General features: G+C 50.9%; 23 protein-coding genes. 14 read left to right on the top strand and 9 right to left on the bottom strand.

Annotation, left to right across the window (positions count from 1 at the left end; translation table 11 throughout):
- The 4 genes from sirB2 to hemA are packed head-to-tail and all read right to left on the bottom strand — an operon-like array spanning window position 1 to window position 3,602.
- On the bottom strand, window positions 1-393 hold the full coding sequence (gene sirB2 / locus A9180_RS10935; RefSeq protein WP_064528720.1) for an invasion regulator SirB2: 393 nt from the start codon (window positions 391-393) through the stop codon (window positions 1-3).
- Window positions 390-1,223, bottom strand: coding sequence for a peptide chain release factor N(5)-glutamine methyltransferase (gene prmC, locus A9180_RS10930; protein WP_064528719.1), 834 nt, complete (start codon window positions 1,221-1,223; stop codon window positions 390-392). Before prmC ends, sirB2 begins: the two co-directional genes overlap by 4 nt.
- Complete coding sequence (gene prfA / locus A9180_RS10925) at window positions 1,223-2,305, bottom strand: peptide chain release factor 1 (protein WP_064528717.1); 1,083 nt, start codon at window positions 2,303-2,305, stop codon at window positions 1,223-1,225. The genes prmC and prfA overlap by 1 nt, the downstream gene beginning before the upstream one ends.
- Before the next feature lie 40 nt (window positions 2,306-2,345).
- The gene (hemA, locus tag A9180_RS10920) at window positions 2,346-3,602 is read right to left on the bottom strand and encodes a glutamyl-tRNA reductase (protein WP_010346781.1); all 1,257 of its coding nucleotides are present in this window, start codon (window positions 3,600-3,602) and stop codon (window positions 2,346-2,348) included.
- A gap of 213 nt (window positions 3,603-3,815) precedes the next feature.
- Here hemA and lolB point away from each other — a divergent pair, with 213 nt between their 5' ends.
- The 4 genes from lolB to dauA all read left to right on the top strand — a co-directional run bounded on the left by lolB (window position 3,816) and on the right by dauA (window position 8,192).
- Window positions 3,816-4,439, top strand: a complete 624-nt coding sequence (gene lolB / locus A9180_RS10915; protein WP_064528837.1) for a lipoprotein insertase outer membrane protein LolB — start codon at window positions 3,816-3,818, stop codon at window positions 4,437-4,439.
- Entirely contained in the window at window positions 4,439-5,290 is an 852-nt protein-coding gene (gene ispE, locus A9180_RS10910; RefSeq protein ID WP_064528715.1) for a 4-(cytidine 5'-diphospho)-2-C-methyl-D-erythritol kinase, read from the top strand. Before lolB ends, ispE begins: the two co-directional genes overlap by 1 nt.
- A 150-nt stretch (window positions 5,291-5,440) precedes the next feature.
- On the top strand, window positions 5,441-6,388 hold the full coding sequence (prs, locus tag A9180_RS10905; RefSeq protein ID WP_001298109.1) for a ribose-phosphate diphosphokinase: 948 nt from the start codon (window positions 5,441-5,443) through the stop codon (window positions 6,386-6,388).
- Window positions 6,389-6,512: 124 nt separating this feature from the next.
- A complete protein-coding gene (gene dauA, locus A9180_RS10900; RefSeq protein WP_074399526.1) occupies window positions 6,513-8,192 on the top strand; it encodes a C4-dicarboxylic acid transporter DauA in 1,680 nt (559 codons plus the stop codon).
- Window positions 8,193-8,251: 59 nt separating this feature from the next.
- Here the strand turns inward: dauA and ychH are convergent, their stop codons facing one another.
- Complete coding sequence (ychH, locus tag A9180_RS10895) at window positions 8,252-8,530, bottom strand: stress-induced protein YchH (protein WP_064528711.1); 279 nt, start codon at window positions 8,528-8,530, stop codon at window positions 8,252-8,254.
- Window positions 8,531-8,807: 277 nt separating this feature from the next.
- Between ychH and pth the strand changes: the two genes are divergently transcribed.
- From pth to A9180_RS10880, 3 genes are all read left to right on the top strand, one after another.
- Window positions 8,808-9,392, top strand: a complete 585-nt coding sequence (pth, locus tag A9180_RS10890; protein ID WP_000152933.1) for an aminoacyl-tRNA hydrolase — start codon at window positions 8,808-8,810, stop codon at window positions 9,390-9,392.
- A gap of 116 nt (window positions 9,393-9,508) precedes the next feature.
- Window positions 9,509-10,600, top strand: coding sequence for a redox-regulated ATPase YchF (gene ychF / locus A9180_RS10885; protein WP_064528709.1), 1,092 nt, complete (start codon window positions 9,509-9,511; stop codon window positions 10,598-10,600).
- Between the two features lie 190 nt (window positions 10,601-10,790).
- Window positions 10,791-10,973, top strand: coding sequence for a hypothetical protein (locus A9180_RS10880; protein ID WP_077883516.1), 183 nt, complete (start codon window positions 10,791-10,793; stop codon window positions 10,971-10,973).
- A 36-nt stretch (window positions 10,974-11,009) separates the two neighbouring features.
- On the opposite strand, the gene dhaR is transcribed toward A9180_RS10880, so the two are convergent.
- Window positions 11,010-12,929, bottom strand: coding sequence for a dihydroxyacetone kinase operon transcriptional regulator DhaR (gene dhaR, locus A9180_RS10875; protein ID WP_064528705.1), 1,920 nt, complete (start codon window positions 12,927-12,929; stop codon window positions 11,010-11,012).
- Window positions 12,930-13,156: 227 nt separating this feature from the next.
- Between dhaR and dhaK the strand changes: the two genes are divergently transcribed.
- The 3 genes from dhaK to dhaM are packed head-to-tail and all read left to right on the top strand — an operon-like array spanning window position 13,157 to window position 16,299.
- The gene (dhaK, locus tag A9180_RS10870) at window positions 13,157-14,227 is read left to right on the top strand and encodes a dihydroxyacetone kinase subunit DhaK (protein ID WP_064528703.1); all 1,071 of its coding nucleotides are present in this window, start codon (window positions 13,157-13,159) and stop codon (window positions 14,225-14,227) included.
- A 10-nt stretch (window positions 14,228-14,237) separates the two neighbouring features.
- Entirely contained in the window at window positions 14,238-14,870 is a 633-nt protein-coding gene (gene dhaL, locus A9180_RS10865) for a dihydroxyacetone kinase subunit DhaL (RefSeq protein ID WP_064528701.1), read from the top strand.
- 10 nt (window positions 14,871-14,880) lie between these two features.
- Complete coding sequence (dhaM, locus tag A9180_RS10860) at window positions 14,881-16,299, top strand: dihydroxyacetone kinase phosphoryl donor subunit DhaM (protein ID WP_064528700.1); 1,419 nt, start codon at window positions 14,881-14,883, stop codon at window positions 16,297-16,299.
- 55 nt (window positions 16,300-16,354) lie between these two features.
- On the opposite strand, the gene A9180_RS10855 is transcribed toward dhaM, so the two are convergent.
- On the bottom strand, window positions 16,355-17,710 hold the full coding sequence (locus tag A9180_RS10855; RefSeq protein ID WP_064528698.1) for a glycoside-pentoside-hexuronide (GPH):cation symporter: 1,356 nt from the start codon (window positions 17,708-17,710) through the stop codon (window positions 16,355-16,357).
- A 330-nt stretch (window positions 17,711-18,040) separates the two neighbouring features.
- Between A9180_RS10855 and A9180_RS10850 the strand changes: the two genes are divergently transcribed.
- Window positions 18,041-19,735 carry an alpha,alpha-trehalase gene (locus tag A9180_RS10850; RefSeq protein ID WP_064528696.1) on the top strand — a complete coding sequence of 565 codons (1,695 nt, stop codon included), beginning with the start codon at window positions 18,041-18,043 and terminating at the stop codon, window positions 19,733-19,735.
- A gap of 125 nt (window positions 19,736-19,860) precedes the next feature.
- On the opposite strand, the gene A9180_RS10845 is transcribed toward A9180_RS10850, so the two are convergent.
- Window positions 19,861-20,115, bottom strand: a complete 255-nt coding sequence (locus A9180_RS10845; protein WP_000511315.1) for a GlsB/YeaQ/YmgE family stress response membrane protein — start codon at window positions 20,113-20,115, stop codon at window positions 19,861-19,863.
- 196 nt (window positions 20,116-20,311) lie between these two features.
- Here A9180_RS10845 and A9180_RS10840 point away from each other — a divergent pair, with 196 nt between their 5' ends.
- Window positions 20,312-21,046, top strand: coding sequence for a flagellar brake protein (locus tag A9180_RS10840; protein WP_064528694.1), 735 nt, complete (start codon window positions 20,312-20,314; stop codon window positions 21,044-21,046).
- A 1-nt stretch (window position 21,047) separates the two neighbouring features.
- Here the strand turns inward: A9180_RS10840 and emtA are convergent, their stop codons facing one another.
- Entirely contained in the window at window positions 21,048-21,659 is a 612-nt protein-coding gene (emtA, locus tag A9180_RS10835; RefSeq protein ID WP_064528692.1) for a membrane-bound lytic murein transglycosylase EmtA, read from the bottom strand.
- Window positions 21,660-21,758: 99 nt separating this feature from the next.
- Here emtA and ldcA point away from each other — a divergent pair, with 99 nt between their 5' ends.
- The gene (gene ldcA, locus A9180_RS10830) at window positions 21,759-22,673 is read left to right on the top strand and encodes a muramoyltetrapeptide carboxypeptidase (RefSeq protein WP_064528690.1); all 915 of its coding nucleotides are present in this window, start codon (window positions 21,759-21,761) and stop codon (window positions 22,671-22,673) included.
- A 94-nt stretch (window positions 22,674-22,767) separates the two neighbouring features.
- Entirely contained in the window at window positions 22,768-24,504 is a 1,737-nt protein-coding gene (locus A9180_RS10825; protein WP_064528688.1) for a potassium/proton antiporter, read from the top strand.
- Window positions 24,505-24,528: the final 24 nt, after the last annotated feature.

The following is a 24,528-nucleotide window of genomic DNA, read 5'->3' as shown; positions in this document are numbered from 1 at the left end:
TTACCCCAGTAACGGTACTTTTGTGGTGGCGAGTTTAATGATGATGTACAGCACCACCAGCGCCAGCGGGAAGGCAATAATGCGCACCTGCTGACTGTGCATCCGACGATAATCGAGTGCAATAAAACCCAAAACGATATAAATGATAACTCCAAACAGCTTTTCAGTCAGCCATTGTGCCTGCCCGGAAAATGGCAGGATGTGCGCTTTAGCCATCAGCGCGATGCCGCTAAGTAATAACACCGTGTCGACAACCGGCGGCACAATGCGCGTCCAACGAGCGAATGCCTGTGGATGCTCCTGGTAACGTAGCCAGAATCGTAAGGTTAATAGCCCAACAGAAAGCGCGATGCTAATGAGATGAACGCTAAACAGCGTAGTAAAATTTATCATCGATAATAACGACCGAGCGTTACGCGCTCGTTATCACCATAGTCCCGACAGGTTTCAACTTCACAATAACCCGCGTGGATAAATGCCAGCCGCACCGCTTCGCCCTGCTGCCAACCATGTTCCAGAAGCAGAAAGCCGCCGGATACCAGCGCGTTACGCGACTGTTCGATGATATGCACAATGTCCGCCATTCCACTGTCTGCCGCAACCAGCGCAGTGAGTGGCTCAAAGCGGACATCGCCTTGTTGAAGATGTGGATCCTGCTCGTCGATATACGGTGGATTGCTGACAATCATCGCAAACTGCTGTCCGACAAGCGCACTAAACCAGTCGCTTTGCAGGATGTGGATATTTGTGATCGCCAGATTTTGCGCATTGCGCTTCGCAAGCGCGACAGCGTCAGGCATTCGGTCAACCGCCGTAACATCGCAATCCGGGCGTTCGCTGGCCAATGCCAGGGCAATCGCCCCGGTGCCAGTTCCAAGATCGAGAATGCGACAAGGTTGTTCAGGCAATCGCGTCAACGCCTGTTCCACCAGACATTCAGTGTCCGGACGAGGAATTAAGGTCGCTGGCGAAACAAATAACGGCAACGACCAGAACTCACGCACACCGGTTAAATGGGCAATAGGTTCACCGGCACGACGACGGGCTAAAAGCGCGTCGAGTTGCTCACATTGCTCTTCAGTCAACTGCGTTTCACCAAAGGCGAGAATATAAGTGCGCCCCTTGCCGGTAACATGTTCCAGCAGGATTTCAGCATCGCGCCGCGGGCTTTCGCTCGCCTGAAGTTGACTTATTGCTTCACGCAACCAGTGTTGATATTCCATTATTCCTGCTCGGACAACGCCGCCAGTTGGTCGGCCTGATGTTCCTGGACGATCGGTTCTATCAGCATATCCAGTTTACCTTCCATCACTTCATCCAGGCGGTAGAGTGTCAGGTTGATGCGGTGATCGGTAACGCGCCCCTGCGGGAAGTTATAGGTACGGTTACGATCGCTGCGATCGCCGCTGCCCAGCAAGTTGCGACGAGTGGAGGCTTCTGCCTGCTGGCGTTTTGCCATTTCCGCAGCATGGATACGAGCACCTAGCACAGAAAGCGCCTTCGCTTTGTTTTTATGCTGCGAACGTTCATCCTGACATTCAACAACAATACCGGTCGGCAAGTGAGTAATACGGATTGCCGAATCGGTGGTGTTGACGTGCTGACCACCCGCACCTGAGGAACGGAAAGTATCGATACGCAAATCTGCCGGGTTGATATCCGGTAGCTCTGCTTCCGGCAGTTCCGGCATTACCGCTACGGTACAAGCGGAAGTATGAATACGCCCTTGCGATTCCGTCGCAGGAACACGCTGCACACGATGACCGCCAGATTCAAATTTCAGACGACCATATACGCTATCACCGCTAATTTTGGCGATGATCTCTTTGTACCCGCCATGTTCACCCTCGCTGGCGCTCATGATTTCCACTCGCCAGCGACGTGCCTCCGCGTAGCGGCTGTACATACGGAACAGATCACCAGCAAACAGCGCAGCTTCATCGCCGCCGGTTCCGGCACGCACTTCGAGAAATGCATTGCGTTCATCATCGGGATCTTTTGGCAGCAAAAGAACCTGTAACTGTTGCTCCAGTTGCTCGCTTTTTTCTTTGGCTTCACGCAGTTCGTCCTGCGCCATCTCGCGCATTTCCGGATCGTCGAGCATCATCTGCGCGGTTTCGATATCTTCCTGAACCTGTTGCCAGTCGGTAAAACAGCGCGAAACATCACTTAATTGCGCATATTCACGTGATAATGCGCGAAAACGTTCCTGGTCGGCGATGGTTTGCGCATCACCCAGCAGTGCCTGAACTTCTTCATGGCGTTCATGCAGGGCTTCCAGTTTGGCAACGATAGAAGGCTTCATAGGCGTAAATGCACCCTGTAAAAAAGAAAATGATGTACTGCTACTCCAGCCCGAGGCTGTCGCGCAGAATATTCAGGCGTTCGTTATCCCCGTCACGGGCGGCCTGTTGAAGTGATTTCGTTGGCGCATGGATCAGGCGGTTTGTCAGTTTCCATGCCAGATCCTGCATAATGGCTTGCGCATCGCCCCCCTGTTCAAGGGCCGCTAACGCTTTGGCGGTTAACTCATCGCGAACCTGTTCAGCCTGACTGCGATAATCGCGAATGGTTTCGCTGGCACTTTGTGCGCGCAACCACGCCATGAATTCGCTGGTTTCCTGGGCGACGATAGTTTCCGCCTCAACTGCAGCAGCTTTACGCTGCGCCAGGTTGTGCGAAATAATGCTTTGCAGATCATCAACGCTGTAAAGGTAGGCATTCGCTAGTTTGCCAACTTCTGGCTCTACATCGCGTGGGACGGCAATATCCACCAGCAGCATCGGTTGGTTACGACGACTTTTTAATGCGCGCTCCACCATGCCTTTACCGATAATCGGCAACGGGCTAGCGGTGGAACTGATGATGATATCGGCTTCGCGCAGACGCTCGTCGATATCGCTCAGGGCAATAACTTCCGCGCCGACTTCATCTGCCAGAATTTGGGCTCGTTCGCGAGTACGGTTGGCGATAATCATCTTCTGTACTTTGTGTTCGCGCAGATGACGTGCCACCAGCTCGATGGTTTCGCCCGCGCCAACCAGCAGTACTGTCACCGTAGAGAGCGACTCAAAGATCTGCCGCGCCAGCGTACAAGCCGCAAATGCAACAGATACAGCACTGGCGCCAATATCTGTTTCAGTGCGGACGCGTTTCGCCACGGAGAAAGATTTCTGGAACATGCGCTCCAGTTCGCTGGCCTTCATATGACCTTTTTGCGAATCGGCAAAGGCTTTTTTTACCTGACCGAGGATTTGTGGCTCGCCCAATACCAGTGAATCCAGGCCACTGGCAACACGCATTAAATGGCTGACCGCATCGTTATCCTGATGCCAGTAGAGGCTATTACGCAGATCTTCTTCGTTAAGATTGTGGTAGTCGCACAACCAGCGAATGAGCGCCTCTTGCAGGTTATCCTGCTCTTCAACGCTAAGATAAAGTTCTGTGCGGTTACACGTCGACAGCACCACGCCGCCCTGCACCATCGGCTGCGCGAGCAGGCTGTCAAGCGCCTGATCGAGCTTGTCCGGCGAAAACGATACACGCTCTCGTAGCGATACAGGTGCCGTTTTATGGTTAATACCGAGTGCTAAAAGGGTCATGTCTGCGGGAAATAATACCAACGTTGATATGGTTAGTCTGCTCGCATCATACAGGATGCGTGAGTTCAATAAAAGAGAGCGCCCCCTTTTGGAGTAATTGCCTAAACCCGTTAGATTCTGGCAATTAAGACAACTTGAACATAGACGATGGCTGACGGTAACGCTAGCATTAAGGGTTATAACTGCAACGTATCTCAAGGACTTGTCATTATTATGCCCCTGCCCGATTTTCGCTTTATCCGCCTGCTACCGCTGGCTGCTCTCGTGCTCACGGCCTGTTCCGTTACGACGCCGAAAGGTCCAGGCAAAAGCCCGGATTCGCCACAGTGGCGTCAGCATCAGCAAGACGTGCGCAACCTGAATCAGTACCAGACACGCGGTGCGTTTGCCTATATTTCCGACCAACAAAAAGTGTATGCCCGTTTCTTCTGGCAGCAAACTGGCCAGGATCGCTACCGTCTGCTGCTGACTAACCCATTGGGCAGCACTGAACTGGAGTTGAATGCCCAGCCGGGTAATGTGCAGTTAGTGGACAATAAAGGCCAGCGTTATACCGCCGATGACGCTGAAGAGATGATTAGCAAATTGACCGGAATGCCGATCCCGCTCAACAGCTTGCGCCAGTGGATTTTAGGTTTGCCAGGTGATGCAACCAACTACAAACTGGACGACCAGTACCGCCTGAGCGAAATCACCTACAGCCAGAACGGCAAAAACTGGAAAGTGGTATACGGCGGTTATGACACTAAAACGCAACCTGCGATGCCTGCTAATATGGAACTCACCGACGGCGGTCAGCGCATCAAGTTAAAAATGGATAACTGGATAGTGAAATAATGCGGACTCAGTGGCCCTCTCCGGCAAAGCTTAATCTGTTTTTATACATTACCGGTCAGCGTGCGGACGGCTATCACACGCTGCAAACGCTGTTTCAGTTCCTGGATTACGGCGACACCATCAGTATTGAACTTCGCAACGATGGGGAAATCTGCCTGTTAACCCCCGTTGAAGGTGTGGAACACGAAGATAATCTGATTGTTCGCGCGGCACGGTTGTTGATGAAAGCAGCCGCCGCCAGCGGGCGTCTTCCGACAGGAAGCGGTGCAGATATCAGCATTGACAAGCGTTTGCCTATGGGCGGTGGTCTGGGCGGTGGTTCATCCAATGCCGCAACAGTTCTGGTGGCTTTAAATCATCTGTGGCAATGCGGACTCAGTGTTGATGAGTTGGCAGAAATCGGTCTGGCGCTGGGCGCAGATGTTCCAGTCTTTGTCCGTGGTCATGCTGCTTTTGCCGAAGGAGTCGGCGAAATATTAACGCCGGTGAATCCACCAGAGAAATGGTATCTGGTTGCGCACCCTGGCGTGAGTATTCCTACACCAATGATTTTTAAAGATCCCGAACTCCCGCGCAACACGCCGAAAAGGTCAATAGAAACGTTGCTAAAATGTGAATTCAGCAATGATTGCGAGGTTATCGCAAGAAAACGTTTTCGCGAGGTTGATGCGGTGCTTTCCTGGCTGTTAGAATACGCCCCGTCGCGCCTGACTGGGACAGGGGCCTGTGTCTTTGCTGAATTTGATACAGAGTCTGAAGCCCGCCAGGTGCTAGAGCAAGCCCCGGAATGGCTCAATGGCTTTGTGGCGAAAGGCGTCAACCTTTCCCCATTGCACAGAGCCATGCTTTAAGCCGGGCAAGCTGAGTTTCGGTGACAACGTCACCTTGTTCCAGACGTTGCATCGCGCTCTTTAATACACCGCCTGGAAAGAATATTGCCTGGCCCGCACAGTTTTCGGCAGATTCTTTCCACCAATGGACGCATGCCTGAGGTTCTTCTCGTGCCTGATATGAAGCTTTTTGCTGGTAACGCCACCCCGGAACTAGCACAACGTATTGCCAACCGCCTGTACACTTCACTCGGCGACGCCGCTGTAGGTCGCTTTAGCGACGGCGAAGTCAGCGTACAAATTAACGAAAATGTACGCGGTGGTGATATTTTCATCATCCAGTCCACTTGTGCCCCTACTAACGACAACCTGATGGAATTAGTCGTTATGGTTGATGCCCTGCGTCGTGCTTCCGCAGGTCGTATCACCGCTGTTATCCCCTACTTTGGCTATGCGCGCCAGGACCGTCGCGTCCGCTCCGCTCGTGTACCAATCACTGCGAAAGTGGTTGCAGATTTCCTCTCCAGCGTCGGTGTTGACCGTGTGCTGACGGTGGATCTGCACGCTGAACAGATTCAGGGATTCTTCGACGTTCCGGTTGATAACGTATTTGGTAGCCCGATCCTGCTGGAAGACATGCTGCAGCTGAATCTGGATAACCCGATTGTGGTTTCCCCGGACATCGGCGGCGTTGTGCGTGCCCGCGCTATCGCTAAGTTGCTGAACGATACCGATATGGCAATCATCGACAAACGTCGTCCGCGCGCGAACGTTTCCCAGGTGATGCATATCATCGGTGACGTTGCTGGTCGTGACTGCGTACTGGTCGATGATATGATCGACACAGGCGGTACGCTGTGTAAAGCTGCTGAAGCGCTGAAAGAACGTGGTGCTAAACGTGTATTTGCGTACGCGACTCACCCGATCTTCTCTGGCAACGCAGCGAACAACCTGCGTAACTCTGTAATTGATGAAGTCGTTGTCTGCGATACCATTCCGCTGAGCGACGAAATCAAATCACTGCCGAACGTGCGTACTCTGACCCTGTCAGGTATGCTGGCCGAAGCGATTCGTCGTATCAGCAACGAAGAATCGATTTCTGCTATGTTCGAACATTAATCGAACCCGGCTCAAAGACCCGCTGCGGCGGGTTTTTTTGTCTGTAATATCCATTTGTATGACCTATGCCTCCTTCACCTGCCATTTAGTTGACAGATGATGCGCTCACGGATGAAACATTATTGTGAACAAAATATTTTCCTCACATGTGATGCCTTTCCGCGCTCTGATCGACGCTTGCTGGAAAGAAAAATATACTACTGCACGGTTTACCCGTGACCTGATTGCCGGGATAACCGTCGGGATTATTGCTATCCCGCTGGCGATGGCGTTGGCTATTGGTAGTGGTGTGGCGCCACAGTACGGTTTATATACCGCTGCTGTTGCGGGGATTGTCATTGCTCTGACGGGAGGATCGCGCTTTAGCGTATCCGGTCCGACTGCGGCATTTGTGGTAATACTCTATCCCGTTTCGCAACAATTTGGACTGGCAGGGCTGCTGGTTGCGACGTTGTTGTCGGGGATCTTTTTGATCCTGATGGGTCTGGCACGCTTTGGTCGCCTGATTGAATATATTCCGGTTTCCGTCACCTTAGGTTTCACCTCAGGTATCGGGATCACCATCGGTACGATGCAGATTAAAGATTTTCTCGGTCTGCAAATGGCCCATGTCCCGGAACATTATCTACAAAAAGTCGGCGCATTAGTTATGGCGCTGCCGACCATTAACGTAGGCGATGCCGCAATTGGTATTGTGACGCTTGGTATTCTGATTTTCTGGCCACGTTTGGGCATTCGCTTACCCGGCCACCTTCCGGCCTTGCTGGCAGGTTGCGCGGTGATGGGGATTGTTAACCTGCTCGGCGGACATGTTGCTACCATCGGGTCGCAATTCCACTACGTTCTGGCCGATGGTTCTCAGGGTAACGGTATTCCACAACTGCTGCCACAGTTGGTGCTGCCGTGGGATCTGCCCAATTCAGAATTTACGCTTACATGGGACTCCATTCGTACCCTGCTGCCTGCGGCATTCTCAATGGCAATGCTCGGGGCAATCGAATCTCTGCTCTGCGCAGTGGTACTGGACGGTATGACCGGGACTAAACACAAAGCGAACAGCGAACTGGTTGGACAGGGATTGGGGAATATTATCGCTCCGTTCTTTGGTGGTATTACCGCTACAGCTGCAATCGCGCGTTCTGCCGCTAACGTCCGTGCCGGAGCAACTTCCCCCATCTCGGCGGTGATCCACTCTATTCTGGTTATTCTCGCCCTGCTGGTACTGGCGCCGCTGCTTTCCTGGCTGCCGCTTTCCGCAATGGCTGCCCTGCTATTGATGGTGGCGTGGAACATGAGTGAAGCGCATAAAGTGGTCGATTTGCTGCGTCATGCACCGAAAGATGACATCATCGTCATGCTGCTGTGTATGTCATTGACCGTGCTGTTTGATATGGTTATTGCCATCAGTGTGGGGATCGTACTGGCATCGCTGCTGTTTATGCGCCGTATCGCCCGTATGACTCGCCTGGCTCCGGTGGCAGTAGACGTTCCAGACGATGTGTTGGTCTTGCGTGTTATTGGCCCGCTGTTTTTCGCGGCGGCTGAAGGTCTGTTCACCGATCTGGAATCACGTCTGGAAGGCAAACGAATTGTTATTCTGAAGTGGGATGCCGTTCCGGTGCTTGATGCGGGTGGTCTTGATGCGTTCCAGCGTTTTGTGAAACGCCTGCCTGAAGGGTGTGAACTGCGCGTGTGTAATGTGGAATTCCAGCCACTGCGCACAATGGCTCGTTCCGGTATTCAACCGATCCCGGGTCGTCTGGCGTTCTTCCCGAATCGTAGCGCGGCGATGGCGGATTTGTAAGAAAGGCATGAGATTGACCAGTCAGCGTAAACTGACTGGTCAGCAAACTACATTATTTGTTAGCTATGACGGCGATTATCGCTACGGCGGCAACGTTTGTCATAGTGGCGAACCCACCAGTAACGATCGCACACCTGTTCATGCCCGCCAACACGGGCTCCCGCCAGCCAGAGAATGGCACCGACGAAAATACTCAGCACTGCACCGTGTGCGAAATACTGGGGCATATCAAACTGTGGTAACTGGTTGAGGATTGAATACCCCACACCAACCACCATCACCACCAGACCCAACCCCATGAGCACGTTACCGAGTAACGAAGCGTTTTTGCGTTTCATGTGTCACCTCCGGAACTTTCTGGGTTGTAACAGGGAATACCCCTCTTCCTTATGTGTAAAGTATAGACAACACTCTGTAGGTTATGTGCGGGCGTGATCACAATTACAACCCTCGCTTCAACAAAACTTTACAAATAAACGTCTGAACGCCTTGACTTTCTAATAGTCGACACAGGCAATTATTACGTTATCTGCGCTTAACACGCTGTTTTTTGTCAAGCGGGGCCGCAACCAGTAAACTACGCGCCAGTTATGTACTCACTCAGGACAAAAAAACGTGACGATTAAATTGATTGTCGGCCTGGCGAACCCTGGCGCTGAATACGCCGCAACGCGACATAATGCTGGCGCCTGGTTCGTTGACTTACTGGCGGAGCGTTTACGCGCTCCACTGCGCGAAGAGGCTAAATTCTTTGGTTATACCTCGCGAGTTACCCTCGGAGGCGAAGATGTCCGCCTGTTAGTACCGACCACATTTATGAATCTCAGCGGCAAAGCCGTCGCCGCGATGGCCAGTTTTTTCCGCATTAATCCGGATGAAATTCTGGTCGCTCACGACGAACTGGATCTGCCCCCGGGCGTTGCCAAATTCAAATTGGGCGGTGGCCACGGTGGTCACAATGGACTGAAAGACATCATCAGTAAATTGGGTAATAACCCTAACTTTCACCGTTTACGCATCGGAATCGGTCATCCGGGCGATAAAAACAAAGTTGTCGGGTTTGTGTTAGGCAAACCGCCTGTTAGTGAACAGAAGTTAATTGATGAAGCCATCGACGAAGCGGCGCGTTGTACTGAAATGTGGTTTACAGATGGTTTGACCAAAGCAACGAACCGATTGCACGCCTTTAAAGCGCAATAAGTCGTTGTCTGCGGCATTTTTGCCGAGTGCCGTGTATAATAGGCAAAGTTATTTCCATTTCTGCAATCTGTTTGTGATAACAGGTTGATTATTAAGATATTAAGGTGATTTAAATCATGGGATTCAAATGCGGTATCGTCGGTTTGCCCAACGTCGGGAAATCTACCCTGTTCAACGCGCTGACCAAAGCCGGTATTGAAGCGGCCAACTTTCCATTCTGTACCATCGAGCCGAACACGGGCGTCGTACCAATGCCTGACCCTCGCCTGGATCAACTGGCTGAAATCGTAAAACCGCAGCGTACGCTTCCCACTACCATGGAATTTGTCGATATCGCCGGTCTGGTAAAGGGCGCGTCGAAAGGTGAAGGTCTGGGTAACCAGTTCCTGACCAACATTCGTGAAACCGAAGCGATCGGCCACGTTGTTCGCTGCTTTGAAAATGACAATATCATTCACGTTTCCGGCAAAGTTAACCCGGCGGACGATATTGAAGTTATCAACACCGAACTGGCACTGGCGGATCTCGACACCTGTGAACGTGCGATTCATCGCGTACAGAAGAAAGCCAAAGGTGGCGATAAAGACGCGAAAGCCGAACTGGCGGTGCTGGAAAAATGCCTGCCACAGCTGGAAAACGCAGGTATGCTGCGCGCGCTGGATTTAAGTGCAGAAGAGAAAGCGGCTATCCGTTACCTGAGCTTCCTGACGCTGAAACCAACGATGTACATTGCCAACGTCAACGAAGACGGTTTTGAAAACAACCCGTATCTTGACCAGGTACGTGAAATCGCGGCGAAAGAAGGCTCTATTGTAGTTCCGGTTTGTGCTGCTGTTGAAGCAGACATTGCCGAACTGGACGACGAAGAACGTGACGAATTTATGCAGGAACTGGGACTGGAAGAACCGGGCCTGAACCGTGTGATCCGTGCCGGTTATAAACTGCTGAACCTGCAAACTTACTTCACCGCTGGGGTGAAAGAAGTGCGCGCATGGACCATTCCGGTTGGTGCAACTGCTCCGCAGGCAGCAGGCAAAATCCATACTGATTTTGAAAAAGGCTTTATCCGTGCACAAACCATCTCGTTTGAAGATTTCATCACTTACAAAGGTGAACAAGGCGCGAAAGAAGCAGGCAAAATGCGTGCAGAAGGTAAAGATTACATCGTTAAAGATGGCGATGTGATGAACTTCCTGTTCAACGTCTAATTCCGCGTAATACCCGAGCGGTTAATAATGAGCCATTATGTGAGTCGCACATAATGGCTTTTTTTTTGCCTGCTATGTTGCTTCTTCCAATTCTGAGTTACCGAAATTCATAATCAGACTCCTGGCAATATTAACAATGTGGCTTTTATGTGATAACAATCACAATTCATTAACCGTTCAAGAGTTTGTCATGAAAAAAACATTTACCTTCAGCCTGCTAGCAATTGTCTTCGCCAGCCTGTTAAGTGCCTGTGTTCCTCACCATCATCACCGCCACAGCGATGGCCCGCGTGGTCCTGCGGCTTCCGGTAAGCCAATGCCACCCTCAAATGGTGGGCCAAATCATGGCAGCCCTGGTCATGACCGCTATTAATTAGCAACTCATTCGCGGGAGAGACATACACTCCCGCTATCCACGGCGCTTGAACTGACTCGCATCAATGCCATGTTGCTTCATTTTTCGCCACAGCGTAGTACGGCCAATCCCCAATAATGCAGACATTTCCTGAATACGCCCGCCAGTAACCTGGGCTGCGTTAATAATCGCCTCTTTTTCAACTTCCGCAAATGACAGACTGGTAGAAAGGCGTGTGGCGCTGACATCATCTGTCGCCTGTTCGGTAAACAAATGTTCAGGCAAATCACTGACGCGAATGCGCCCGTTATCGCAACTCAGAGCAAGATTCTCGATGACGCTGTAAAGTTCAAAATCATTGCCAGGCCATGCGCAGGAAACCAGACGGGTGAGCGCATCGTCATCAATTTTCAGACGCGTAGAGAAACGTTTTTCAAGACTGCGTAATTTGTTATTCACCAGCGCAGGAATGCTGCCGCGCCGCATCCGCAGAGGCGGGATGGTAATTTCAAATGCATGCAGCGCGTAATACAGCTGGCGACTAAAACGATTTTGCTCCACCAGCAGTGCCAGGTCCGCAGTTGTAGTGGCAATCACTTTGACATCAATGGGTATTAAACGTCGCGCATCCAGTCTCGTGATGACGCCCTGCTTGATAACCTGAAGCAAAGCAGATTGTAACTCCACCGCCAGATATTCAATCTTTTCAAGAAACAGCGTACCGCCATGCGCCAGTTCCAGCCGACTCAGACGACCATTTTCATTCTCCGTGCGATCGCCACCAATAAATTCTTCCGCCAGCGCCGCATCACCATATAACTCACAATTAACAGCGATATAGGGACCCGCTGCACGCTCGCTTTCATTGTGAATTGCCTGACTTAGCAGTGCCTTGCCCACGCCCTCTTCTCCACAAAGAAGAACAGGAAAGCTGCTGCGCGCCGCCTGACGGCCAAAATGAATCAAGCGGCGGGTTTGTGGATCGTCCTGGGGCATATGGGCGAAGGTATGGCTGACTTTACCTAATTGACTGGTCATCAATTGCCGCATTTGTTCTACCGGATGGAGCAACAGGATAAAGCTGGTACCTTGCGTTTCAATTATCGGTTTAAGAGTAATGACCGCATCAATAAATTGGTGCTGGCTTTCAAAAGTTGCTTCCACATGTTTGAGCGGATGAGCCTGCTTTATTGCCTGTTGCAATACGGTTGGTAGCGTTAATAGCTCAGTGATCGCCCTTCCCTGGCTTGCCGCCGCATCCAGACGCAAAACGCGCGCCGCCTGAGCATTGATAAATTGCAAATGCCCCTGCTCGTCCCAGCTAATCACGCCATCGTCCATACTTTCCAGCAAGGCGTTAAGCTGATTTAAATGCCGGTTTGTTTCAGCCAGTAAACTGTCTGTCAGCAGTAAGTTTCCTACCTCGCGTGCAATTGCCAGCGTCAACGGCAAATCGGCTGCGGTGGTTTGCTCAACCGGACACGCCAGAGCTATCGTTCCCGTTAATCGGCCCTTACTGTCAAACAGTGGCGTTGCACAAAATGCCCAATCCCATAGCGCCTGCTTGAAATGTTGATCGGCCATCGTTTTCACTGCCTGACCGGAGATAGCCGCTAACGATAGCGCACAAGTACCAATAATTCCCTCTGAGCAATACGTGCCGTCATTGAATCCCAGGACACTAAGCTGGCGCAGCGTTTGCGGATCACCATAACGACTAAGGATGCAGGCGGTTTCATCAAGGATGAACAGTCCGCACGCCCGCGATTCCATATATTCCCAGGCATCTTCCAGTGCCGCTTGCCCGAGTGCCAGCATCGCTTCCTTACGCCGATAGATAGAAGCAAATGTCACGCCCCGAGCCTGATGCGGTACGCTCCATGACTCCCGTTTCATCAGCTTGCGGCATCGCTCCCAGGATGCTGCTATCAGGGGAGATATGCTCTGTTGCTGGTTGTTAAAACCGTCATTCATATTTTCCGCCCTTATGACAAAAAGGTGTTCCGCATCGCAAATTTACTTATCCAGACTCGACATGGTTCCGTTATGGAACATTTATTAAAGCATACGTTTCATTGTGAAACATAATTTGGGTTAATTTTCTTTTCCCCTGCCTGATGCACAATGGATTTACCGGCAGTCAGTGGTCGCCGTGTCGTTGAACATCATCTATGCCCTACCATAATTGCTGGAGCAAAATAATGAAAAAATTGATCAATGATGTGCAAGACGTACTGAATGAACAACTGGCGGGGCTGGCGAAAGCCTATCCTTCGCTGACACTGCATCAGGAGCCGGTGTATGTCACCCGAGCCGATGCGCCAATTGCAGGAAAAGTGGCGTTATTGTCGGGCGGCGGCAGCGGACACGAACCAATGCACTGTGGTTATATTGGTCAGGGTATGCTCTCGGGGGCGTGTCCGGGCGAAATTTTTACCTCACCGACGCCCGATAAAATTTTTGAATGTGCCATGCAAATCGATGGTGGTGAAGGCGTATTGCTGATCATCAAAAATTATACCGGCGATATTCTCAACTTCGAGACAGCGACAGAATTACTGCATGATAGCGGTGTAAAAGTCACCACGGTAGTCATTGATGATGATGTCGCAGTTAAAGACAGTCTTTATACCGCCGGGCGGCGCGGGGTTGCCAATACAGTATTAATTGAAAAAATTGTTGGCGCAGCGGCAGAACGTGGCGAATCGCTGGACGCTTGTGCACAACTGGGGCGTAAGTTGAACAATCAGGGCCACTCTATTGGTATCGCCCTCGGTGCCTGTACCGTTCCGGCTGCGGGCAAACCTTCTTTTACGCTGGCAGATAATGAAATGGAATTTGGTGTCGGCATTCATGGTGAGCCAGGTATTGACCGTCGCCCCTTCTCCTCCCTTGATCAGACTGTCGATGAAATGTTCGACACGCTGCTGGAAAATGGCACATACCACCGCACGCTGCGCTTCTGGGATTATCGACAAGGTAGCTGGCAGGAAGAGACGCAAACTAAACAACCGCTCCAGTCTGGCGATCGCGTAATTGCGCTGGTCAACAATCTTGGCGCGACACCGCTTTCTGAACTGTATGGCGTCTATAACCGCCTCACCACGCGTTGCCAGCAAGCTGGCTTGACTATCGAGCGCAATTTAATCGGCGCGTACTGCACCTCACTGGACATGACCGGTTTTTCCATCACCTTACTGAAAGTTGATGACGAAATGCTGGCGTTATGGGACGCCCCGGTCCACACCCCGGCGCTTAACTGGGGTAAATAAGGAGATAACCATGTCACTGAGCAGAACTCAAATTGTTAACTGGCTCACTCGCTGTGGAGAAATTTTCAGCAAAGAGAGCGATTATCTTACCGGGCTGGATCGTGAAATCGGCGACGCTGACCACGGGCTGAACATGAATCGTGGCTTTAGCAAAGTGGTGGAAAAACTCCCTGCCATCGCGGATAAAGACATCGGTTTCATTCTCAAGAATACCGGTATGACGTTGCTATCCAGCGTCGGCGGTGCCAGCGGCCCACTGTTCGGTACTTTCTTTATCCGCGCGGCACAGGCAACTCAGGCACGTCAAAGCCTGACGTTGATAGAACTTTATCAGATGTTCCGCGATGGCGCAGACGGCGTAATCAGTCGGGGGAAAGCAGAACCAGGCGATAAAACCATGTGCGATGTCTGGGGGCCGGTAGTTGAGTCGTTACGCCAGTCCAGTGAGCAAAACCTTTCTGTTCCGGCGGCGCTTGAAGCCGCCAGTAGCGTTGCGGAATCCGCCGCACAAAGCACGATTACGATGCAAGCCCGCAAAGGCCGTGCCAGTTATCTCGGTGAACGCAGTATTGGTCACCAGGACCCTGGTGCAACCTCCGTGATGTTTATGATGCAAATGTTGGCGTTAGCCGCAAAAGAGTAAGGAATTGGTGATGGTAAACCTGGTCATAGTTTCACATAGCGCCCGACTGGGAGAAGGTGTCGGTGAATTAGCCCGCCAGATGTTAATGGGCGATCGTTGTAAAATCGCCATTGCCGCAGGAATTGACGATCCGCAGAATCCCATCGGTACAGATGCCGTCAAAGTGATGGAAGCCATCGAATCCGTTGCCGATACCGACCATGTACTGGTCATGATGGATATGGGGAGTGCGTTATTGAGTGCAGAAACCGCACTGGAATTGCTTGCGCCAGAGATCGCCGCGAGAGTTCGTTTGTGCGCTGCGCCCTTGGTCGAAGGAACGCTGGCAGCAGCGGTCAGCGCAGCCTCGGGGGCGGATATCGACAAAGTCATCCATGACGCCATGCATGCGCTGGAAGCCAAACGCGAACAACTGGGTTTACCGTCATCCGCCACCGAGATATCTGACACATGCCCGCCGCACGATGAGGAAGCCCGTTCCCTGGCTGTGGTGATAAAAAACCGTAACGGCCTCCACGTGCGCCCGGCCTCCCGACTGGTCTATACATTATCGACATTTAATGCAGACATGTTGCTCGAGAAAAACGGTAAGTGCGTAACACCAGAGAGTATTAACCAGATTGCGCTGTTACAAGTCCGCTGTAACGATACGCTTCGCCTGATTGCAAAAGGGCCTGAGGCTGAAGAGGCACTGGTCGCTTTTCGCCAGTTAGCTGAAGATAACTTTGGTGAAACGGAAGAGATAGCACCGCCAACTCTGCGTCTAGTTCCGCCTGTCACAGGAAAAGCCTTTTATTATCAACCCGTTTTATGCACAGTACATGCGAAATCATCACTGAGCGTGGAAGAAGAACAGGAACGGTTACGCCAGGCAATTGACTTCACGTTGTTAGATCTGATGACCTTAACAGCAAAGGCAGAATCAAGCGGGCTCGACGATATCGCCGCAATCTTTTCCGGTCACCATACACTATTAGACGATCCTGAACTGCTGGCAGCGGCAAGCGAACTCCTTCAGCATGAACATTGCACGGCGGAGTATGCCTGGCAGCAGGTTCTTAAAGAACTTAGCCAGCAATACCAGCAGATTGATGATGAATATCTGCAGGCTCGCTATATCGATGTGGACGATCTTCTGCACCGCACCCTGCTCCACCTGACACAGACAAAAGAAGAACTCCCTCAGTTTAGCGCGCCGACCATTTTACTGGCGGAGAACATTTATCCCTCCACGGTAATTCAACTGGATCCGACGGTCGTAAAAGGCATCTGCCTTAGTGCTGGAAGTCCGGTATCCCACAGCGCTCTAATTGCTCGTGAACTGGGCATTGGCTGGATTTGCCAGCAGGGAGAGAAGCTGTATGCAATTCAACCTGAAGAGACGTTAACGCTGGACGTTAAAACGCAACGTTTTAGCCATGATGGCTAATAAACCAGTGTCCGGATGGCATCGTAACTATGCCATCCGGAAAAGCCGTACGTAATTAGCCAGCGTACTGACCGTGTTGTAAATCCTGTACTACTTTGTTCATTTTCGCTTCATTCAACAGATAAAACTTAATAGAAATTGCCGTCAGGAAGTAGAAGAATGCCGGCAAGAGGGTAAACAGTAATACTACGCCCTGCACTGAATTAGCGGATTGAGTTGTGCTACTGGTTGCATAACCATAATAAGCCAGTACCCAACCAATCACCGCCCCACCTACCGCAACGCCCAGTTTGATGACAAAAATATTCGCAGCAACGTTCATCCCCGTAATACGACGACGCGTTTTCCATTCACCATAGTTATTCGCATCGGTAATCATCGACCACTGAAGTGCGCCATTTCCGCCCTGAATAATCTGAATTGCCAGATGAGCCAGTAATGGAATAACCCAGTATTCTACCGGCAGGAAATAACAGAGAACGCCCAATGCTGCATTAATAATATTAACCCAGAATGAAAGTTTAATTTTACAAAAGCGAGTACCAAATGGTTTCGCCAGTACAGAACCTAACATAGAAGCAAACATTCCGCCGAGCATAAACCAGGTAAGAATATCTGAACCTTTATTTAAAACGGTATTAACATAATAAACAACAGCACCGCCACGGATAACCACCGCCACCAGCATCATAAAATTATAAACAGAGAGAATGCGCCACTGATCATTCTTAAAAAGAATTTTCAAATCGCGAGCTATATTAAGATTTTCTTCCTGAATAGGTTGTACACGCTCTTTGGTGGTCAGGAAACAGATTAAGAACATAATGCAGCCAATAACGCCAAACACCGCCATCGCAATCTGGATACCAGTAGCCCGGTCCCCAGGAGAGAGGAAGTCAGCGACAGGCAGGATAAATGCAGTACCTAACGCACCACCAATAGGCGTGATGGCAAAACGCCAGGATTGCAGTGACAGGTTTTCATGCGGATCGGACGTCAACGCCGCGCCCAATGAGCAGTAAGGAATATTAATGGCCGTATACATTAATGTCATAAATATATAGGCGGCAACCGCATAGACAACCTTACCGCTGTCAGAGAAATCAGGAATGGAGTAAACCAGCACGCAACTGACCGCAAACGGTATACAGATGGCCAACAGCCACGGACGGAAACGCCCCCAACGAGATGAGGTTGCATCGGCGATTGCCCCCATAATCGGATCGGTAATAGCATCCAGTAGACGCACCAGTAAAAACATGGTTCCCATTACGGCTGGCGGCAGACCATAAATATCGGTATAGAAATAAGCGAGGATGGCAACAGAAGAATCAAAGACGATATGGCTGGCAGCATCGCCCAGGCTATAGCCTATTTTTTCTTTTATTGGCAATCTTTCCACATTAGACATGTTTTATCCTTATCTATAAATTTAATTCACGGAATACCTTTCACTGGCGCAATTCTTCACGGAAGTTTTTGGTCGGTCTATTATGTTTTTTCATTAAATTCTTATGATTTTTTTCTTCTGTGATCGCACAACAACAGTTACTGCCCATTTAATAAACAACATATATTTTATGAATATATTGCAACACTATTGATGCTGTTAATTACACCGGCCATAATGCCTGACACCTCGCAGAATGAGATTTCAATCATGCAGTTGCCGCGATCCTGAACTAAGGTTTTCTGATACTTGAATACCGTTTTGTTCGGTATCGCCAAAGGAGAATGATTGATGAAACCACTTGTCCCTCGTCACCTGCAAAGAATGGCGTTAATTCCCACCACCGTTTTATTGTGTTTTGCCACGCTATCGGCACAAGCGGAAGAAATCGCCGTCACACCACAATCGCCTGATATTTTGTTGGGACCGTTGTTTGACGATGTACAAAACGCCAAACTTTTTCCTGATCAAAAAACTTTTGCCGATGCCGTGCCAAACAGCGATCCATTGATGATCCTCGCAGACTACCGGATGCAGCAGAATCAGAGCGGGTTCGATCTGCGCCATTTCGTTAACGTCAATTTCACCCTGCCGAAAGAGGGAGAGAAATATGTTCCTCCAAAGGGGCAGTCACTGCGCGAACATATTGACGGACTTTGGCCGGTGTTAACCCGTTCTACCGAAAGTACCGAAAAATGGGACTCTTTGTTGCCGTTGCCAGAGCCCTATGTCGTGCCGGGAGGGCGTTTTCGCGAAGTGTATTACTGGGACAGTTACTTCACCATGCTGGGGCTTGCTGAAAGCGGTCACTGGGATAAAGTGGCTGACATGGTGGCGAACTTTGGTTATGAAATAGATACTTATGGGCATATTCCAAACGGTAACCGCAGCTATTATTTGAGCCGATCGCAGCCGCCATTTTTTGCCTTGATGGTGGAGTTACTCGCGCAACACGAAGGTGACGACGCGTTGAAACAATATCTGCCGCAACTGCAAAAAGAGTACGCGTACTGGATGGACGGTATTGAAAACCTACAGGCCGGACAACAGGAAAAGCGCGTTGTTAAACTCAAGGATGGCACTATTCTTAACCGCTACTGGGATGATCACGATACGCCACGTCCGGAGTCGTGGGTAGAAGATATTGCCACCGCCAAAAGCAATCCGAACCGGCCTGCCGCTGAAATTTACCGCGATCTGCGTTCAGCTGCCGCGTCTGGCTGGGATTTCAGCTCACGCTGGATGGACAACCCGCAGCAGTTAAATACGTTACGCACCACCAGCATCGTACCGGTCGATCTCAATAGTCTGATGTATAAAATGGAGAAAATCCTCTCCCGCGCCAGTAAAGCCGCCGGGGATAACGCGATGGCCAGCCAATACGAGACGCTCGCCAATGCCCGTCAGAATGGGATCGAAAAATACCTGTGGAACGATCAACATGGTTGGTATGCCGACTACGATCTGAAGAGCAATAAAGTGCGCAATCAGTTAACTGCCGCCGCCCTGTTCCCGCTTTATGTCAATGCAGCGGCAAAAGATCGCGCGACCAAAATGGCTGCCGCTACTAAAACACATCTATTGCAACCAGGCGGGCTGAACACCACATCGGTGAAAAGTGGACAACAATGGGATGCGCCAAATGGCTGGGCGCCGTTGCAATGGGTCGCTGCCGAAGGATTGCAGAACTACGGGCAGAACGAGGTGGCTATGGATATTAGCTGGCACTTCCTGACCAATGTTCAGCACACTTATGACCGGGAGAAAAAACTGGTCGAGAAATATGATGTCAGTACCACCGGAACGGGTGGCGGCGGTGGCGAATATCCGTTGCAGGATGGCTTTGGCTGGACCAATGGCGTCACGCTGAAAATGCTGGATTTGATCTGCCCGAAAGAGCAACCGTGTGACAACGTTCCAGCAACGCGCTCGACCAGTAAATCAACAACACAGCCAACCACCAAAGTCGCAGAACCTTCGCATTAACGTTCTTTTACCCAACAACGTCATTCTGCTTATCTGGATGACGTTGCAGTTTGGTCTGGTTTAGATTTAATCATAATTTGACAACGGATAGCGGTGTCAGCACCGCTATCCGTCTTTGGAAACACTTATTCTCTTCGCAAGAGGCGAAATACCCCCAGAACGAGAATAGCTCCCACCACCGCCACCAGGAAGCTGTGCAAATTAAAACCACTGATGGAGCCGCCAATGCCAAACATGGTTGCCAGCCAGCCGCCGACAACCGCACCGACTATCCCGAGAATACAGGTCAGGAAAAATCCACCACCATCACGCCCCGGCATAATCAGCTTGGCGATAATGCCGGCTATCAGGCCAAAAATAATCCAGGCAATAATTCCCATGTTCAGGCCCTCGTTTCTATGAACAGGACGCAAGAAATGCTTACGTCAACGCTCTAAGTATAGGCAAGGGTAAGTTTGATGTCGGACGTCTGGCGGTTGATTTGCAGCCGGAATATAAAAAAATCGCACTTGTATAAAGTTTTGTTAATTGCTACCGATAAACCAAAGACAGTTTGTCGGTCAGGAGTTTTTCCGCGTGAGTCACTACCATGAGCAGTTCCTGAAACAAAATCCTTTAGCAGTGCTGGGCGTTTTACGCGATTTGCATAAAGCCGCAATTCCCTTGCGTATCAGTTGGACTGACGGTCAACTGATCAGCAAAATACTGGCTATAAGCCCTGATAAACTGATGCTGGATTACGGTAGTCAAGCTGAAGACAACAATGCCGTGCTTAAGGCGCAGCACATTACCATTACCGCCGAAACTCAGGGTGCGAAAGTCGAGTTTACTGTTGAACAATTACAGCAAAGTGAATACCTGCAGCTTCCGGCCTTTATTACCGCACCACCTCCCGCTCTGTGGTTTGTGCAGCGACGCAGATATTTCCGCATCTCCGCCCCACTTCATCCGCCTTATTATTGCCAGACCAAACTGGCGGATAACAGCACGTTACATTTTCGTCTTTTCGACTTATCACTGGGGGGAATGGGTGCATTACTGGAGACGGCAAAACCAGCCGGATTACAAGAAGGCATGCGCTTTGCACAGATTGAAGTCAACATGGGGCAATGGGGCATTTTTCACTTTGACGCCCAGTTACTGACGATCAGTGAGCGTAAATTGATTGATGGTAAAAATGAAACCATCTCCACTCCCCGTCTGAGCTTTCGTTTTCTTAACGTCAGCCCGACGGTGGAGCGGCAATTACAGCGGATTATTTTCTCACTAGAGCGGGAAGCCCGTGAGAAAGCGGACAAAGTACGCGACTGAGTTACATTGCGTCCAGAGCCTGCTCGAGTTTGTAGATATAGCGTGGAGCCTGCGGCGCGGGGTGATTTCTCGCTACGTGATCGAGGAACTCGTCAGCGTCCAGATCGTTGATTTTGCTGATCGCCTTTTTCCGATCTGAGGAGAAAGTCCGTAGCAGTGCGCCAGCCCCGTTAGCGTATGACACCACCAGCGCATATTGCAGTACTTTCGGATCTTCAATACCTGCCAGCGGGCCGGTTTCCAGAATATTCAGGTAAGCCGCCCCCATTGAGATATTACGCTCCGGATTTTTCAGCTCACTGGTCGTCGGTTCGCCACTCCAGCCCATGCGACGATAAACATCACGTCCGGACGTAGAGGCTTTTAGCTGCATCAGACCAATCGCATTCGACTTACTCACCGCGTTCGGGTTACCGCCCGATTCGATAGCGATAATCGCCGTGATCAATTGTGGATCGACACCCCAGGCCGCACCGGCTTTCTGACTTATTGGCATCCACTTCATTGCACGTTGTACCGGAACTTTCGCATTCCACGGGGGGTTCGTGTAGTCATGTTTTGATGCACAACCAGCTAATAACACAATCAAAAAGGCAAACCATCTCAATTTCACTTCATCTATCCTTATAGCCTGGAATCGCCGTTGAGGTGACAACGGCACACCTAAGCGGCATGATATACAATTCGTTTCTGTTGTCAGCAAGGAATTGCCATGTCTCAGTTTCACTTAATCGCCCCGTCGGGTTACTGCATTAATCAGCACGCCGCGCAGCGCGGTATTCAACGCCTGATGGATGCGGGTCATCAGGTCAATAACGTAGAGGTCATTGCCCGTCGCTGTGAGCGGTTTGCAGGTACGGAAACGGAGCGTCTGGCGGATATTAATTCCCTTGCAGGGCTAACGTCACCCAACACTATCGTTCTGGCGGTTCGCGGCGGTTACGGTGCCAGCCGCTTACTGGCGGATATTGACTGGCAGGCGCTGGTTGCTCGCCAACAACATGATCCGTTGCTGATCTGCGGGCATAGCGATTTCACAGCCATCCAGTGTGGACTGCTGGCCCAGGGTAATGTCATCACCTTTAGCGGCCCGATGCTGGTGGCTAATTTTGGCGCGGAAGAGCTGAACGCCTTTACCGAACACCATTTCTGGCTGGCATTACGCAATGAAACATTCACCATTGAATGGCAAGGAGAAGGCCCGACGTGTCGGACCGAAGGCACGTTGTGGGGCGGCAATCTCGCGATGCTGATTTCGCTGATTGGTACGCCATGGATGCCGCAAATTGAGAACGGTATTCTTGTGCTGGAAGATATTAACGAGCACCCTTTCCGCGTCGAACGTATGCTGTTGCAGCTCTATCATGCCGGAATTTTACAACGTCAGAAGGCGATTATCCTCGGTAGCTTCAGTGGTAGCACGCCCAATGATTATGACGCGGGTTACAACCTGGAGTCAGTGTACGCGTTTTTGCGTTCCCGCCTGTCGATTCCACTCATTACCGGCCTCGATTTTGGTCATGAGCAACGCACGGTTACGCTGCCGTTGGGCGCACATGCCATCCTTAATAACACCCAGGAAGGCACGCAGTTGACGATTAGCGGTCATCCTGTTCTTAAAGTGTAAAAAAATCACGCTTCAGGGCTAAGTAAAACGCTGTCTCTGCCGCTAATATGGTAGGGTTTATATAAGAGACAGCGTAATCAGGAGTAACCGACCGTTGGATGCCACAACAATAATTAGCCTTTTCATCTTAGGATCCATCCTTGTCACCAGCAGTATTTTACTTAGTTCATTTTCTTCCCGTCTTGGTATTCCCATTCTGGTTATTTTTCTGGCAATTGGCATGCTGGCGGGGGTTGATGGTGTCGGCGGCATCCCGTTTGATAATTATCCTTTTGCTTACATGGTAAGTAACCTCGCACTGGCAATTATTTTGCTCGACGGCGGGATGCGCACCCAGGCCAGTTCATTTCGCGTGGCGTTAGGTCCGGCGCTGTCGCTGGCGACGGTGGGCGTGCTGATTACATCTGGTTTAACCGGCATGATGGCGGCGTGGCTGTTTAATCTCAATTTGATTGAAGGCTTATTAATCGGCGCAATCGTCGGTTCCACGGATGCCGCAGCGGTATTTTCTCTGCTTGGCGGCAAGGGGCTTAACGAACGTGTTGGCTCGACGCTGGAAATAGAATCCGGCAGTAATGATCCGATGGCCGTCTTTCTGACCATTACCCTGATTGCGATGATCCAGCATCATGAAAGCAATATTAGCTGGATGTTCATTGTCGATATTCTGCAACAATTTGGTCTGGGCATTGTAATAGGTCTTGGCGGCGGTTATTTACTGCTGCAAATGATCAACCGCATCGCCCTGCCTGCCGGGTTATATCCATTGCTGGCATTAAGCGGCGGTATTCTGATTTTCTCATTAACCACTGCGCTGGAAGGTAGCGGTATTCTGGCGGTTTATCTGTGCGGTTTTCTGCTGGGTAACCGCCCTATTCGCAACCGCTACGGCATTCTGCAGAATTTCGACGGCCTCGCCTGGCTGGCACAAATCGCTATGTTCCTTGTTCTGGGCTTGTTAGTTAACCCGAGTGACTTACTGCCTATTGCTATTCCGGCGCTCATTTTGTCCGCATGGATGATTTTCTTCGCCCGTCCCCTGTCGGTATTTGCCGGACTGCTGCCGTTCCGTGGCTTCAATTTGCGCGAGCGCGTATTTATCAGTTGGGTCGGTCTGCGCGGCGCGGTGCCGATTATCCTGGCGGTGTTCCCGATGATGGCGGGCCTGGAGAATGCACGACTATTCTTTAATGTCGCCTTCTTCGTGGTTCTGGTTTCGCTATTGTTACAGGGAACGTCACTCTCGTGGGCCGCAAAAAAAGCCAAAGTGGTGGTTCCGCCCGTTGGACGCCCGGTATCACGCGTTGGCCTTGATATTCATCCGGAAAACCCCTGGGAGCAGTTTGTTTATCAGTTGAGTGCCGATAAATGGTGCGTGGGCGCGGCGCTGCGCGATCTGCATATGCCAAAAGAGACACGTATTGCGGCGCTGTTTCGTGATAATCAGTTGCTTCATCCCACCGGCAGCACCCGACTGCGTGAAGGCGATGTATTGTGTGTAATTGGTCGGGAACGCGATCTCCCGGCGCTCGGTAAATTGTTCAGCCAGTCACCGCCGGTCGCGCTGGATCAACGCTTCTTTGGTGATTTCATTCTTGAAGCCAGTGCCAAATATGCCGATGTGGCGCTGATATATGGTCTGGAAGACGGTCGGGAATATCGAGATAAACAGCAAACGCTGGGGGAAATTGTCCAGCAATTGTTAGGCGCGGCTCCGGTTGTCGGTGACCAGGTGGAGTTTGCCGGGATGATCTGGACGGTGGCCGAGAAAGAAGATAATGAAGTGCTGAAGATTGGCGTTCGGGTAGCGGAGGAAGAAGCCGAATCTTAAGTTTAATGCGTCTTGTATCGCCGG

Source organism: Escherichia sp. B1147 (assembly GCF_001660175.1).
GTDB lineage: Bacteria > Pseudomonadota > Gammaproteobacteria > Enterobacterales > Enterobacteriaceae > Escherichia > Escherichia whittamii.
The sequence above is the reverse complement of the archived record's forward strand: the minus strand, read 5'-3'. Positions and strand labels throughout refer to the sequence as shown.